Annotated in this window: 9 protein-coding genes; 1 reads left to right on the top strand and 8 read right to left on the bottom strand. The window is 71.5% G+C overall.

Annotated features, from left to right (window positions below; all coding sequences use genetic code 11):
* Positions 1 to 71 precede the first annotated feature (71 nt).
* Together ABS41_RS03720 and ABS41_RS03715 are read right to left on the bottom strand one after the other, a co-directional pair.
* The gene (locus ABS41_RS03720) at positions 72 to 386 is read right to left on the bottom strand and encodes a hypothetical protein (protein WP_290590773.1); all 315 of its coding nucleotides are present in this window, start codon (positions 384 to 386) and stop codon (positions 72 to 74) included.
* Entirely contained in the window at positions 386 to 1,705 is a 1,320-nt protein-coding gene (locus ABS41_RS03715) for a tryptophan--tRNA ligase (RefSeq protein ID WP_290590770.1), read from the bottom strand. Before ABS41_RS03715 ends, ABS41_RS03720 begins: the two co-directional genes overlap by 1 nt.
* A gap of 106 nt (positions 1,706 to 1,811) precedes the next feature.
* Here ABS41_RS03715 and ABS41_RS03710 point away from each other — a divergent pair, with 106 nt between their 5' ends.
* Positions 1,812 to 2,576 carry a hypothetical protein gene (locus ABS41_RS03710; RefSeq protein WP_290590767.1) on the top strand — a complete coding sequence of 255 codons (765 nt, stop codon included), beginning with the start codon at positions 1,812 to 1,814 and terminating at the stop codon, positions 2,574 to 2,576.
* 60 nt (positions 2,577 to 2,636) lie between these two features.
* Here ABS41_RS03710 and ABS41_RS03705 read toward each other — a convergent pair whose 3' ends face one another.
* The 6 genes from ABS41_RS03705 to ABS41_RS03680 all read right to left on the bottom strand — a co-directional run bounded on the left by ABS41_RS03705 (position 2,637) and on the right by ABS41_RS03680 (position 13,266).
* Entirely contained in the window at positions 2,637 to 2,789 is a 153-nt protein-coding gene (locus tag ABS41_RS03705; protein WP_290590764.1) for an entericidin A/B family lipoprotein, read from the bottom strand.
* A gap of 75 nt (positions 2,790 to 2,864) precedes the next feature.
* Positions 2,865 to 3,785: an arginase gene (gene rocF / locus ABS41_RS03700; RefSeq protein WP_290590760.1), complete on the bottom strand. Its 921-nt coding sequence runs from the start codon at positions 3,783 to 3,785 to the stop codon at positions 2,865 to 2,867.
* Complete coding sequence (locus tag ABS41_RS03695; RefSeq protein WP_290590756.1) at positions 3,782 to 4,177, bottom strand: rhodanese-like domain-containing protein; 396 nt, start codon at positions 4,175 to 4,177, stop codon at positions 3,782 to 3,784. The genes rocF and ABS41_RS03695 overlap by 4 nt, the downstream gene beginning before the upstream one ends.
* A gap of 72 nt (positions 4,178 to 4,249) precedes the next feature.
* A complete protein-coding gene (locus ABS41_RS03690; RefSeq protein ID WP_290590753.1) occupies positions 4,250 to 6,679 on the bottom strand; it encodes an EAL domain-containing protein in 2,430 nt (809 codons plus the stop codon).
* Entirely contained in the window at positions 6,676 to 7,143 is a 468-nt protein-coding gene (locus ABS41_RS03685; protein WP_290590750.1) for a response regulator, read from the bottom strand. Before ABS41_RS03685 ends, ABS41_RS03690 begins: the two co-directional genes overlap by 4 nt.
* 36 nt (positions 7,144 to 7,179) lie before the next feature.
* Entirely contained in the window at positions 7,180 to 13,266 is a 6,087-nt protein-coding gene (locus ABS41_RS03680) for a PAS domain S-box protein (protein WP_290590747.1), read from the bottom strand.
* Positions 13,267 to 13,315: the final 49 nt, after the last annotated feature.

Here is a 13,315-nt window from a genome sequence, read left to right as displayed (position 1 = left end):
GAAGAGCATAGCCAGAAACGGGGTCAGGTTCACTTACGCCAGCAGCGCGTAAGTGAACCTGACCCCGTTTCTCAGGCGGTGCGGCGGAAGCGCAAGCCGCGCCAGGCCCAGGCGGCGGCGATGATGGCCAGGAAGGCCTTGTAGGCCAGCAGGCTGGCCAGCACCTGGCGCCAGATCGGCCCGGCTTCGACGCCGGTGGCCGCCACCGAATAACCCCAGCGTCCGGCGATGAAGGCCGCGGCGAAGGCCAGGGCCAGCGCCGCCAGGTCGAAGCGGCGGCGCGCGGCGCTGCGTTCGAGGTTGCGCGGATAGAACCAGTAGAGCGCGCCCAGGATCGCGAACCAGGGCAGGAACAGGATCAGCGCGAGATCGGCGACGTCGGCCATCACGCGTCCTCCCCGGCGAAGGCTTCCAGCGCGGCGATCACGTCGCCCGCCTCGATGCCCGGCGCCAGCCGCGCCACCTCGGCCTCGTCCAGCCACAGCGCGTCGCCGCGGAAGGCGCGCGCGCCGGCGCCGGCCTTGAGTCCGGCCACCGCCTGCCCCGCCTCGCGCGGCGAGGCAAAGCCGGGACTCACCAGCAACTCCCGGCCGCCGGCATCGACGAGCTTGAAGTGGAAGCGGCCATCGGCCTCGCGGTACTGCTTGAACACCGGCAGCGCCGCCTTGGCCCTCGCCGCCGACTTGCCACCATGCTGCTCGCGCAGGTCGCGCAGGCCCACCGCGCGGCGCAGTTCGGCCATGAAAGGCGTGGCGATGCGGCGCGCCTTCTCGGCGCCCGCCAGGAGCACCTGCTCGATGTGGTCAGGGCGGGCGATGAGCGCCTCGTACTTCTCGCGCAGCGGCGCCAGCTCGGCGTCGAGCTGCTCGAACAGCGCCTGCTTGGCCTCACCCCAGCCGATGCCGTCGGCATAGGCCCGGGCGAAGGCCGCGGTCTGCTCCGGCGTGGCGAAGGCCTGGTAGAGCTGGAACAGCGCCGAGCCCACGGTGTCCTTGGGCTCGCCCGGCCCGCGCGAGTCGGTCTTGATGGAGAACACCAGCTTGCGCAGCTGCTCGCGCGGCGCGAACAGCGGGATGGTGTTGTCGTAGCTCTTGCTCATCTTGCGGCCGTCCAGGCCCGGCAGCGTGGCCACGTTTTCCTCGATGGCCGCCTCGGGCAACACGAAGTGCTCGCCGTAGAGGTGGTTGAAGCGCGCGCCGAAATCGCGGGCCATCTCGATGTGCTGCACCTGGTCGCGCCCCACCGGCACCGAGTGCGCGCGGAACATCAGGATGTCGGCCGCCATCAGCACCGGGTACATGAACAGGCCCGCGGTGACGCCGGCATCCGGGTCTTCGCCGGCTTCGGTGTTCTTGTCCACCGCGGCCTTGTAGGCGTGGGCGCGGTTGAGAAGGCCCTTGCCGGCCACGCAGGTCAGCAGCCAGGTGAGCTCGGGGATCTCGGGGATGTCGGACTGGCGGTAGAACCACACCTGCTCCGGATCGAGCCCGCAGGCCAGCCAGCTGGCGGCGATCTCGAGGGTCGAGCGCTGCACGCGCGCCGGGTCCTGCACCTTGATCAGGGCGTGGTAGTCGGCCAGGAAATAGAAGCTCTCGGCACCCGGGCGCCGGCTGGCGGCCACCGCGGGACGGATGGCGCCGGCGTAGTTGCCCAGGTGCGGGGTACCGGACGTGGTGATGCCGGTCAGGACGCGGGTTGCGGACATTCAGGGGTCTGCCTGTGTGAACCCCGCCAGTTTACCTCCTTGGCGGGCCAACCCCGTCGCCGCCGCGCGAACGTTGGATTGCACGAACCCACCCGCGGAGCCCGCCATGAAACGCCTCGCCTCCCTGCTGCTCGCCGCCGCCACCCTGCTCGCCACCGCCGGAGCCGTCCAGGCCCGCGGCCTGGTGGACGTGCAGGTGCGCGACCTCGACCGCCACGAACTGCTGCCCGTCCACCCGCACCGCGGCAAGGCCTGGGTCGAGGGCCGCCCCGGCCATCGCTACGCCATCCGCTTGCAGAACCTCACCGGCGAGCGCGTGCTCGCGGTGGTGTCGGTGGACGGCGTGAACGTCATCAGCGGCGAAACCGCCGCCACCGGCCAGGCCGGCTACGTGCTCGGGCCCTGGCAATCGATGGAAGTGAAGGGCTGGCGCAAGAGCCTGTCGGAGGTCGCGGCCTTCCGTTTCACCGACCTGCCGGACAGCTACGCCGCGCACACCGGCCGCCCGGACAACGTCGGCGTGATCGGCGTGGCGGCCTTCCGCGAGCGCGCGCGCCGGCCGCAGCCGCCGCCGGCACCCATCGCCGAATCGCGTTCCGCCGACGTCGCCAAGTCGGTGCGCGGCAGCGAGGCGGAACGCGTCGCCCCGGGCGCCGCGCGCCAGGAACTCGGCACCGGCCACGGCGAGCGCCGCTGGGACGCCGCCACCTACACCCGGTTCGAGCGCGCCTCGCAGCGCCCGGACGAGGTGGTGGCGCTGTGGTACGACAGCCACCGCGCCCTGGTGGCCCGCGGCGTGCTGCCGCGCCGCTGGCCGGGCCGCGGGCACGAGCCGCGCCCGTTCCCGGTCGGTTTCGTCCCCGACCCGTGAAAGCACGAAGGCCGGGCATCGCTGCCCGGCCTTCGGCCACGCGCTGGCTGGCGCGGTGGTTCAGTCCTTGCAGCCGCCCTTGCAGTCCTCGGCGGTCTCGGACACCACCTCGCCGGCCTTCTTCACGTCCTTGCCGATGCCGGCGATGGTGTTGCAGCCCGACAGCGCGAAGGCGGCCAGCAGGGCGATCAGGATCAGGCGGGTCTTGCTCATGGGGTGGGCCTCGAAAGGGGGTTTTGCCCGAGTCTACCGGCGCCCCGCGCCCCGTCAAGGCGGCGCGGCGGCGGCTCAGTCGCGCATCAGCGTGGACTTGCCGAACAGGCTTTCGACCAGGTCCACGGCCAGCTTGCCGGTACGGTTGTGGTCGTCGAAGGCCGGGTTGAGCTCGACGATGTCGAGCGAGCCCAGGCGGCCGGTGTCGGCGATCATCTCCATCACCAGCTGTGCCTCGCGGTAGTTCGGGCCGCCGGGCACGGTGGTGCCCACGCCGGGCGCGATGCTCGGGTCGAGGAAGTCGACGTCGAAGCTCACGTGCACGTGGGTGTCGTCGTCGATGCCCTCGAGCGCCTCCTCCATCGCGCGCTTCATGCCGATCTCGTCGATGTAGCGCATGTCGTAGATGTCGAGGCCGTATTCCTTCACCAGGCGCTTTTCGCCCTGGTCCACCGAGCGGATGCCGATCTGGCGGATCTCGGCCGGAACGATCGCCGGCGCGCTGCCGCCCAGGTGGGTCAGCGGCTCCGGGCCCAGGCCGCACAGGCAGGCCACCGGCATGCCGTGCACGTTGCCCGAGGGCGTCACGTCGCTGGTGTTGAAGTCGGCGTGGGCGTCGAGCCAGATCACCCGCAGCTTGCGGCCGGTGTCGCGGCAGTGGCGCGCCACGGCGGTGATGCTGCCCAGGCCCAGGCAGTGGTCGCCGCCCATCAGCACCGGCAGGCGGCCGGCGCGCAGCTGGGCCTGCACCGCGTCCATCACCAGACGGTTCCACTCCACCACCTGCGGCAGGTGGCGGTAGCCGTCCACCGGCGGCAGCCAGGGATTGGCCGGGCCGCTGAGGTTGCCGGTGTCGACCACCTCCAGCCCGCGCTCGCGCAGGGCCTCGGCCAGGCCGGCAACGCGCAGGGCTTCGGGGCCCATCACCGCGCCGCGGTGGCCGGCGCCGATGTCGGTGGGCGCGCCGATCAGCGCCAGCGTGCGCGAGAGGCTCATTCGGCGCTCCCGGCCGTCGGCACAACGGCCGGGCGGCCTTCCGCCTCCCAACGCAGCCAGCTGCCCTCGACCTGGCGCACCTCGATGCCGGCCTGCTCGAGCACGGCCTGCGCCTGTTTGGCGCGGGCACCGCTGCGGCAGTACACGAGCACCCAGGGCTTGCCCTCGATCTCGGCCAGGCGGCTGGCGAGCTGGTCGTGCGGAATCAGCACCGCGCCGGGCAGGTGGCCCTTGGCGAACTCTTCGGGCGTGCGCACATCCAGCAGCAGGGGCGCGTCGGGACGCTCGAGGATCTCGGCCACGACGGCCGGCGACACGGCCGGACGGCCGGCCAGGGCGAGCGAAGGCGCGAGCGCGGCGGCGAGAAGGAATATCGGGACGAAGCGGCGCATGGCGTCGGCTCCTGGTGGAACGGGGAAGCGCAGGATAATCCCGCCGGGCCCGCACTGACCACCTCGGCCGACTCAGTCGCGCGGGAAGCGGGCCTCGACCTCGGCCGCCGGCGCAGGACGTCCGAAGTGGTAGCCCTGCAGCTCGTCGCAGCCCATTTCGCGCAGGAAATCGGCCTGCTCGGCCGTCTCCACGCCCTCGGCGGCCACCACCATGTGCAGCTCGTGACCCACCGCGACGATGGTGCGGGCGATGGCGGCGTCGGCGCCGTCGCCGGGCAGGTCGGTGACGAAACTGCGGTCGATCTTGAGCTTGTCGAGCGAAAACTGCTTGAGGTAGGCGAGGCTCGAATAGCCCGTGCCGAAGTCGTCGAGCGACAGCGACACGCCCAGCGCCTTGAGTTCGGCCAGCCGGGCCTGGACGCGATCGACGTTCTCCATCAGCGAGCTTTCGGTCAGCTCGATCTCGAGCATGCCGCCGGGCACGCCGTGTTTTTCGAGCGCGGCCTGCACGCGCTGAACGATGTCGGGGCGCTGGAGCTGGTGGGCCGAGAAATTGACCGCCACCGTGAAGCCGTCGCGGCCCTGGTCGCGCCAGGCGCGGATCTGCCGGCAGGCCTCGTCGAGCACCCACAGGCCCAGCTCGGGCATCAGGCCCAGGGACTCGGCGATGGGGATGAAGCGGCCCGGCGGCACCGGACCCAGTTCCGGGTGGGTCCAGCGCAACAGCGCCTCGAAGCCGGTGATGCGCCGGCTGCGGGCGTCGAGCTGGGGCTGATAGTGCAACTGCAGCTCGCCGCGGCCGGCGGCCTCGCGCAGGCGCGCGCCCAGCACCAGCCGGTCCTCGAGCTCCTGCATCTGCGCCGCGGAGAACTCGCAGGCTTCGTCGCGGCCCAATCGCTTGGCGCGGGTCATCGCCGCCTCGGCGCGCCGCAGCAGCTCGTTGCCGCTGTCGCCGTGCTCCGGCGAGCGGGCGATGCCGATGCTGGCGGTCAGGAAGAGGCTCCAGCCGTCGCCCTCGATGGGCCTGGACACCGCCCCGCGCAGCTGGCCGGCGACCTCGAGCACCGCTTCGCGGCTGCCGCCTGGAACGACCGCCACGAACTCGTCGCCGGCGAAGCGCGACAGGTAGCCCGGACCGCCCAGCACCTCGCTCAGGCGTGCGGCGATGATGCGAAGCGCTTCGTCGCCGATCACGTGGCCCATTGATTCGTTGACGGCGTGGAACCGGTCGATGTCGATGAAGAGCAAGGAAACTTCCGCGCCCTCCCGCTCGAGCAGGCTGGCCAGCGCGGTCTCAAGGATGGGGTATCGCGGCAGCCCCGTCACCGGATCGTGGTTGGCGGCATAGGCCAGCTCGGCCTCGACCTGGCGCCGCTCGGTGAGGTCGTTCTGGATGCCGACGAAATGCGTCACCACCCCTGACTCGTCGCGCACGGGCGAGATGAACAGGTGGTTCCAGAATTCGCCACCGTCGCGGCGGTAGTTGCGCAGGATCACGTTGCAATCGCTGGCCTCGCGCAGCGCCCGGCGCAGGATCTCGAGTTCCGGCTGGTTGGAATGCCCGCCCTGGAGGAAGCGGCAGTTGCGGCCCAGCACCTCGTCGGCCGGGTAGCCGGTGAGCTCCTCGAAGGCCGGGTTGACGTAGATCACCGGCATGTCGGCCGACTGCGCGTCGGCGATGATGATGCCGTTCATGCTCGACTCGACCGCGCGCTCGAGCAGCAGCAGCTTGCCCTGCGTTTCACGCTGGGCGGTGATGTCGTGGGCGATCACCATGCGGCAGCGCTGGCCATCGAGCTCGACGGAATGGGTGCTGATGTCCATCCACAGGGGACGGCCGTCGCGATGGCGGTGGCGCCAGACGCCGGCGCTGCCGGAGCGCTCGCCCCACTCGGCCAGGTAAGCCTTCAGGCGCTCGCCCTCGGCCGGCTCGCGGAGGTCGAGCACCGACATCGACTGCAGCTCCGCCCGGCTCCAGCCGTAGGTGGAGACCATGGCGTCGTTGACCGCGACGATTTGCAGCGAGTGGATGTCGTAGACCCAGGTCGGGAAGGGATTGAGCTCGAACAGCAGCTGGTAGCGGCGCTTGCCGTCCTCGATCTGCTGCATCTGCCGGGCGCGCTCGGCCGCGTAGCGCAGCGAGCGCGCCAGCTTCTCGGCGTCGATCTTGCCCTTGACCAGGTAGTCGGACGCACCCGCGGCCAGGGCCTCGCTGTCCACGTCGGCGCTGCCGTGGCCGGTGAGCATGATCACCGGGCGGTGGGTGTGGTGTTCGGCCACCGCCAGCCGCACCAGGTCCATGCCGTTGTCGGGCCCCAGGTGGTAGTCGACCAGGTAGACATCGTGCGCGCCGGCACGCAGCGCCCGGATGCCTTCCTCGAGCGTGCCCACCCACGACATCTCGAACCGACCCTGGGGATAGTCGGCCAGCAGGTCGCGAAGGATCAGGAAATCCTCTTCGTCGTCGTCCACCACCAGTACGCGCAGCGGTGCGTTGGTCAAGCGCGGCTCCCCTCGCCTTTCTCAGGCAAGTCCACCACTTCAAGCCAGTATTTGCCAAGGGTCTTGACGACCTCCGTCAGCGCCGAAAACGTGACGGGTTTGGTGATAAACGAATTCACGCCGTCCTGGTAGCTGCGCAGCACGTCTTCCTCGGCCTTCGACGTGGTGAGGATGACCACCGGGATGCTGCGCAGCGCCGGGTCGGCCTTGATCTCGCGCAGCACTTCGCGGCCATCGAGCCGCGGCATGTTCAGGTCGAGCAGGATCAGGCCGGGCATCGGGAAGCGGGCGGCGTCGGCGTAATCGCCGCGCCGCAGGAGGTAGTCCATCAGCTCCTGGCCGTCGTGGACGAAGCTAAGCGGGTTGGCCACGCGGCATTCGACGAAGGCCTCCCGGGTCATCAGGCGGTCATCCGGGTCGTCGTCGGCCATCAGGATGGTGATGGGCTGGCGCTGCGGGTTCATGCGGGCAAGCACCCTGCGGTTCGCGATTCCCCGACTCTACGACCCGCCGAGGGGAACCGCCAGCACTTCGCCGCCGTCGCCGGGCTGCCGTTCGGGAAGGCGCAGCGTGAAGACCGCGCCCTCGCCGGGCCGGCCTTCGGCCTCGATGCTGCCGCGATGGCGCTCGACGATGCGGCGCACGATGGCCAGGCCGATGCCCGTGCCCTGGTACTGCTGGCGCGCGTGCAGGCGCTGGAAGGGCCCGAAGACCTTCTCGGCGTACTGCGGCTCGAATCCGATCCCATTGTCGGTGAAACGCAGGATCCACTGCCGGCCGTCCACGCCGCCCGTCGGCTCGGCCGTGATCCGCACCCGCGGCGGGCGATCGGGCGCGCGGAACTTGAGCGCGTTCGAAAGCAGGTTCTGGAACACCTGCCGCAGCTGGGTCGGGTCGCCCTCGATCTCCGGCAGCGGGTCGGCCTCGATGCGGCCGCCGCTGGCCTCGATCGTGGCCTCGAGGTCATCGAGCACGCCGGCCAGCACCTGGTCGAGCTTCACGCGGACGAACGGCTTCCCGCGCGCGGCCACGCGCGAGTAGGCCAGCAGGTCGTTGATCAGCACCTGCATGCGCTCGGCGGCCTGGGTGGTGCGGTCGAGGTAGTCGCGGGCCTCGTCGGCCAGCTGCGCCGCATGGCGCTGCTGCAGGCGGTCGGCGAAGGCGCGGATCTTGCGCAGCGGCTCCTGCAGGTCGTGCGAGGCGATGAAGGCGAAGTCCTGCAGCTCGCGGTTGCGGGCGTTGAGGTCGGCCAGGGTCTGGCGCAGCGTGGCCTCGGCCTGGAGCCGGTCGGTGACATCGCGGCCCACCGCGTACACCAGGCCATCGCTTGCCGGCGCCGACATCCACTCCATCCAGCGGTAGCCGCCGTCGCGGCGCCGGTAGCGGTTCATGAAGTTCAGCGGAACCACGTCGCCACGGGCCAGGGCCGCGGAACGCTCGCGCGTGCGGATCTCGTCCTCGGGGTGCATGAAATCGAAGATCGGCCGCGAGCAAAGCTCCTCGCGGCTGTAGCCGGTGATGTCGCTGAGCATCTGGTTCACCTGCAGCCAGCGCTCGCTGGCCGGGTCGTAAACCACGAAAACCTCGAGCGACATCTCGAAGAACCGGTCGCGCACGCTGAGCTTCTCCAGCAGGCGCGCGCGCTCGATCGCCACCACGGCGACCTGGGCGAACTGCATGGCGACGCGCTCGTCCTCGGCGCTGAACTCGCCGCGCAGCTTGTCGCTCAGCTGCAGGATGCCCAGGGTCTTGCCGTCGCTGCCCACCAGCGGCACCGCCAGCCAGCCGCGCATCGGCGGGTGCCGCGTGGACTCGGCGCCGAAGCCGCTCCAGCGCGGGTGCGCCTCGAGCTCGGCCTGGGTCATGCGCATCGGCTGCTGGCGTTCGGCCACCATCGCGTAGATGCCGCTGCCGTCGATCGGCACGTCGTAGTCGCGCCAGGCGGCGTACTTGTCCGACAGCGAGAACGCCGTCAGCAGCGGCGCACCCGCCGACCGCGGCTCCACGCTGACCACGGACTGGTGCGCGCCGATGATGTCGCGGATCCGGTCGACGATCTGCTGGTAGAGGGTTTCCTCGCGCAGGTCGCGGTTGATCGACAGCGAGGCCTCGCTCAGGCGGTCGAGCTGGCCACCCAGCGATTCGGCGGCGTCGAGCGCGTCCGACAGCTCGCGCTGGTGCTTGCGAAGCAGGCTGATGTCCTGGGCGATGCCGAACACGCCGGTCACGCGCCCGTCCACCACGATCGGCAGGTTGGTCACGCGCAGGTCCACCCGCGTGCCGTCGATGGCGACGCCGATCATCTCGTAGCTGCGGGCCTCGCCCAGCGTGGCGGCCTGGAAGTGCGCCCGCACCATCTCGCGCTGGCTCGGCTCCACCCGTTCGTCGAAAAGCCGGCCGATGATCTTCTCCGGGCCGGCGCCGGCAAGGCGCAGGAACTGCTCGTTGACCTCGGTGTAGTGGCCCTCGAGGTCCATCGCGTAGACCAGGTCCGGGTGTTCGACGAACAGCGACCGGAAGCGCTGCTGGCTGGTGGCGATGTCGTCGAAGGCATGGGCGTGCTCGATCGCCACCGCGCACAGGGACGCCAGGCCCTCGATCAGCTCCAGTTCCCCGGCGGCCGGCTCGCGCACCTGCCGGTAGTAGTTGGCGAAGGTGGCGATGACGCGGCCGCCGGGCGCCTTCACCGGGCTCGACCAGCAGGCCTTGAGCCCGTGCGGCTGAACCAGCGGCAGGTAGTCCTCCCACAGCGGGTCGTGGTCGATGTCGGACACGATCACGCGCTCGCCGCGCCAGGCGGCGGTGCCGCAGGAGCCGGCCTTGGGCCCGATGGCCAGGCCGTGGACGGCGGCGTTGTACTCGGGCGGCAGGCTCGGCGCGGCGCCGATGCGAACGTGCTGGCCGGCTTCGTCTAGCAGCAGCACCGAACACAGCGCCGCCGGCATCTGACGCTCGGCCAGGCGCACGATCATCAGCAGCACCTCGGGCAGCGGGCGGCGCTTGGCGATGGCATCGAGCACCAGTCGCTGGCCTTCCTCCATCTCGTCGGCGCGCTTGCGCTGGGTGATGTCCTGCACGCTGCCGCTGATCTTCCAGGGCCGGCCCTGGTCGTCGCGCAGCAGGCTGGCCCGCTCGTGCACGTAGCCCACGCCGCCGCCGGGCAGCACGATGCGGTGTTCGACGTCGAGGTCGGGGCCACCGGCGACGGTCTGCGCCTGCAGCTCCTGCAGGCGGCGCAGGTCCTCGGGGTGGACGCGCGCGGCGAACGCCTGGAAATTGCCGTCGAACTCGCCCGGCTGCACCTGGAAGATGCGGTAGACCTCGTCCGACCACTGCAGCTCGTCCCGGGCCAGGTCGTATTCCCAGGCGCCCATCCGGGCGATGCGCTGGGCGCGCTCGAGGCTGTCGCGGGCTTCGCGCAGGGCTTCGGCGGAGCGCTCGGCCTCGGTGACGTCGCGCGCCACCGCGAACATCATCCGGTCGCGCGCCGACCAGACCGCGGACCACTGCATCGCCACCACGCGCCCATCCCTGGCCACGATGCGGTTGCGGAAATCCACCGTCGGCCGGCCGGCCAGCACCGCCGCGCCCTCGCGCAGGGTGTGGGCGCGATCGTCGGGGTGGGCGAGGTCGTAGTGCGCCCGGCCGACGAGCTCGCCCGGCGTGTAGCCCCACAGCGACTGGCAGGCGTTGGACACCTGCTGGAAGCGGCCGTTGGCGTCGATCACGCAGATCACGTCCAGCGAGTTCTCCAGCACCATCCGGTTCATCACCAGGGACTGCTCGAGGCGTCGCGACAGTTCGCGCAGCGCATCCTCGGACTTGTGCCGCTCGGTGATGTCCTGGACCGCGCCCGCGGCCGACAGCGCCTTGCCGCCCGCGTCGCGCACCAGCGTGCCCAGCTCGCGCACGTGGCGGGTCTCGCCGTCCGGTCGCAGGACGCGGTACTCCAGGTCCAGGTCGCCCTCGCCCCGGTGCAGGCGCCCGTGCGCGGCCTGCACGCGGCCGCGGTCCTCGAAGTGCACGCGCTCGAGCATGCCGGCCAGGCCCGGGCTGGCCTGGCTGGGGACCAGCCCGAAGATGCGGTACACCTCGGGCGACCAGGTCATGGCGCCGCGCTCGAGGTCGAAGTCCCAGCTGCCCAGCTGCGCCAGCCGCTTGGCGCGGTCGGAGGCCGCCTGCGCGCGCTGGGCCTCGACCTCGGCGCGCTTGCGGTCGCTGATGTCCTGGAAGTACACGGCCAGGCCGTGCGGATGCGGATACACCCTCGCCCGGAACCAGGCGTCGAGCGGCGCGAAGTGGACCTCGAAGTCGCCGGTGCGCTCGCCGCCGACGGCGGCGCGGAACTCGCGTTCGATCACCGAGCCCAGCGCATCCGGGAACACCTCCCACACCGTCCGGCCCACCAGTTCGTCGCGCCGTTTGCGCATCAGCGCCTCGGCGCGCGGATTGACGAACACGAAGCGCCACTGCGTGTCGAGCGTGTAGAAGGCGTCGCTGATGCTCTCGAACACCGAGGAGAGCTCGCTTTCGGCCTGCTTCTGGGCCAGCCGGGCCTGCTCGGCGGCCTCGACCTGGGCGGCCAGCTCGCGGCCGCGCATCTCCGCCACCTGCGCGCGCTGCCGGGCCAGGCCGGCCAGGCGCAGCGCCAGCGCCAGCAGGCCGCCCGTGGCCAGGACGGTGAACAGCAGCAGCTTGGCCACCGGCGCCTGCTCGCCGGCGCCGGACCACAGCCAGAGCTCGAGCCGGTCGCCATAAACGTCGATTTCGCGCTGGTGCGCTGCCTGGGGCAGGCCCGGCTGGCCGCGTTCGAACAGCACCAGGTCGCCGTGGCGAATCTGCAGGGGATGCTCGTCGCCGGTGGCCGCGAGCAGCGCCGGGAACAGCAGCTCGTAGCGCATCACCGTGACCACGAAGCCGACGACCTCGCCCCCGCGCCGCACCGGCGCCGCCACCAGTTCGCCCATGCCCCGGTCGAGCAGCGGCAGCGGCTGGCTCTCGACGGCTTCCTCGCTCACCTGCGCCCGCTCGAACAGCGCGGCCCGGCCCGCCTCGAAATCCAGCCGGCGCCCGAGCATGGGCACGGCGTCGCCCTCGCGCAGCCGCTGGCGCACGACGCGCGTTTCGGTATCGGCCCACATGATGGTGGCCAGGCTCGTGAAGTCGCGCAGGTAGATTTCGGCATCGACGTCGAAGGCCCGGATGGCCTCGGCATCGTCAACGGCGGCGGACAGGCGCTCGGCCAGCCGTCGCACCGCGCGGCGGCGCTCGACGATGCCGTTGGCCAGCGCCTGCTCGGTCAGCTCGGCCTGGCGCGCCAGGGCCAACTGGCTGGCGGCGGCCTGTTCGCGGTTGATCGAGTACCAGACCAGCACCGAGACGGCGATGGCGGCCGCGGCGACCGCCAGCGGCATCCAGGCCACCGGCTGGCGCAGGTTCGGCCGGTACTCGGCGCCACCGAAACCCAGGCCCAGGCCGACCAGCAGCAGGCAGACGCTGGTCATCAGCGCCATCGGCGTCTGCGCGCCCCAGCCGCGCAGCACCGGGATGCCGAGCAGGTAACCCGCGAGCACGATCATCGCGATCACGGCCGCGACGAAGCCGCAGGCCCAGGTGGCCGACCAGCGCGCCGGGTTGTCCTGCCCCCCGGCGGGCGCCAGCGCGATGCCCAGGCAGGCCAGCAGGAAGGCAACCGAGGTATTGGGCGCCATCCGACCCGGCACCACGCCCTCGGCGACGATGTGGTGCCGGATCAGCCACTCGCCGATGCCGACCGCCAGGCCGGCGTACTCCTCGAGCAGGCTGACGACGCCGATGGCCACCACCGGCAGCAGCGGCAGCAGGGCCAGGTTGCGCCGGCCGGCCGCCAGCAGCCGCAGCGCGATCGAAACCAGCAGCGCGCAGGCGGCGGTGTTGAACTGCATGGGCACGAACTCGGTGCCGCCCTGGACGATGTAAGGCACGCCCAGCCACCAGCCGATGATGACCAGCGAGGACACGCCGGCCAGCAATCCCGAGGCCAGGCGCATCATGCGCTGGCGCTGGTCGGATAACTCGCGCCCAGCCAGCCAAAGGCCCAGCAGCAGGTAGGCCAGCGTGCCGGACAGGCCCAGCGGCATGCCCGGCGCCGGCTCGGGATCGTGCAGGCTGGCCATCGAGAGCGCGGCCACCGCCAGCAGGAAGCCGCCCACGGCCCGGGCGACCATCGCCACGGGCGCGGCGCGACCGCCGACGTGGGCGCCCACGCCGATCGCACCGACCAGCGCGACCAGCCAGGGCGCAGGCGTTCGCGCCAGCGCGGGATCGGTGGCCGGCCAGGCCAGCAGCATCACGCCGAAGCTCGCCAGCGCCAGTGCCCAGGCCAGCAGGCGCCAGGGCAGGCGGTCGGCACGCAGCAGGGTGCCGACGGCGAGCAGGGCCGGCCCGAGCACCAGCAGCCAGGCGGGCCAGCCTTGCGGCAGGAAACGAGGGAACACGAGCTCGAAGGCGGCCACGGCCAGCACCAGCCAGGCGCCGGCCGCTACCCAGCGCGCGGCGCCGGAGCCGCGGCCGGTCGTCCTTGCCTGCGTCGTCTGTCCGCTGGCCATGCGCTGTCCAGGCTCCCCGGCGCCGCGAGGGCGGCGCCCGTGGCTATAA

It is taken from the genome of Arenimonas sp. SCN 70-307, from assembly GCF_001724815.1.
GTDB lineage: Bacteria > Pseudomonadota > Gammaproteobacteria > Xanthomonadales > Xanthomonadaceae > Arenimonas.
Note: the sequence above shows the minus strand (reverse complement) of the source record. Positions and strands in the feature narration are given on the sequence as shown.

What these genes read in the sequence shown, in the direction of transcription:
- ABS41_RS03720 (WP_290590773.1), bottom strand. Translation starts at nt 386, where the DNA reads ATGGCCGACGTCGCCGATCTCGCGCTGATCCTGTTCCTGCCCTGGTTC.
- ABS41_RS03715 (WP_290590770.1), bottom strand. Translation starts at nt 1,705, where the DNA reads ATGTCCGCAACCCGCGTCCTGACCGGCATCACCACGTCCGGTACCCCG.
- ABS41_RS03710 (WP_290590767.1), top strand. Translation starts at nt 1,812, where the DNA reads ATGAAACGCCTCGCCTCCCTGCTGCTCGCCGCCGCCACCCTGCTCGCC.
- ABS41_RS03705 (WP_290590764.1), bottom strand. Translation starts at nt 2,789, where the DNA reads ATGAGCAAGACCCGCCTGATCCTGATCGCCCTGCTGGCCGCCTTCGCG.
- rocF (WP_290590760.1), bottom strand. Translation starts at nt 3,785, where the DNA reads ATGAGCCTCTCGCGCACGCTGGCGCTGATCGGCGCGCCCACCGACATC.
- ABS41_RS03695 (WP_290590756.1), bottom strand. Translation starts at nt 4,177, where the DNA reads ATGCGCCGCTTCGTCCCGATATTCCTTCTCGCCGCCGCGCTCGCGCCT.
- ABS41_RS03685 (WP_290590750.1), bottom strand. Translation starts at nt 7,143, where the DNA reads ATGAACCCGCAGCGCCAGCCCATCACCATCCTGATGGCCGACGACGAC.
- ABS41_RS03680 (WP_290590747.1), bottom strand. Translation starts at nt 13,266, where the DNA reads ATGGCCAGCGGACAGACGACGCAGGCAAGGACGACCGGCCGCGGCTCC.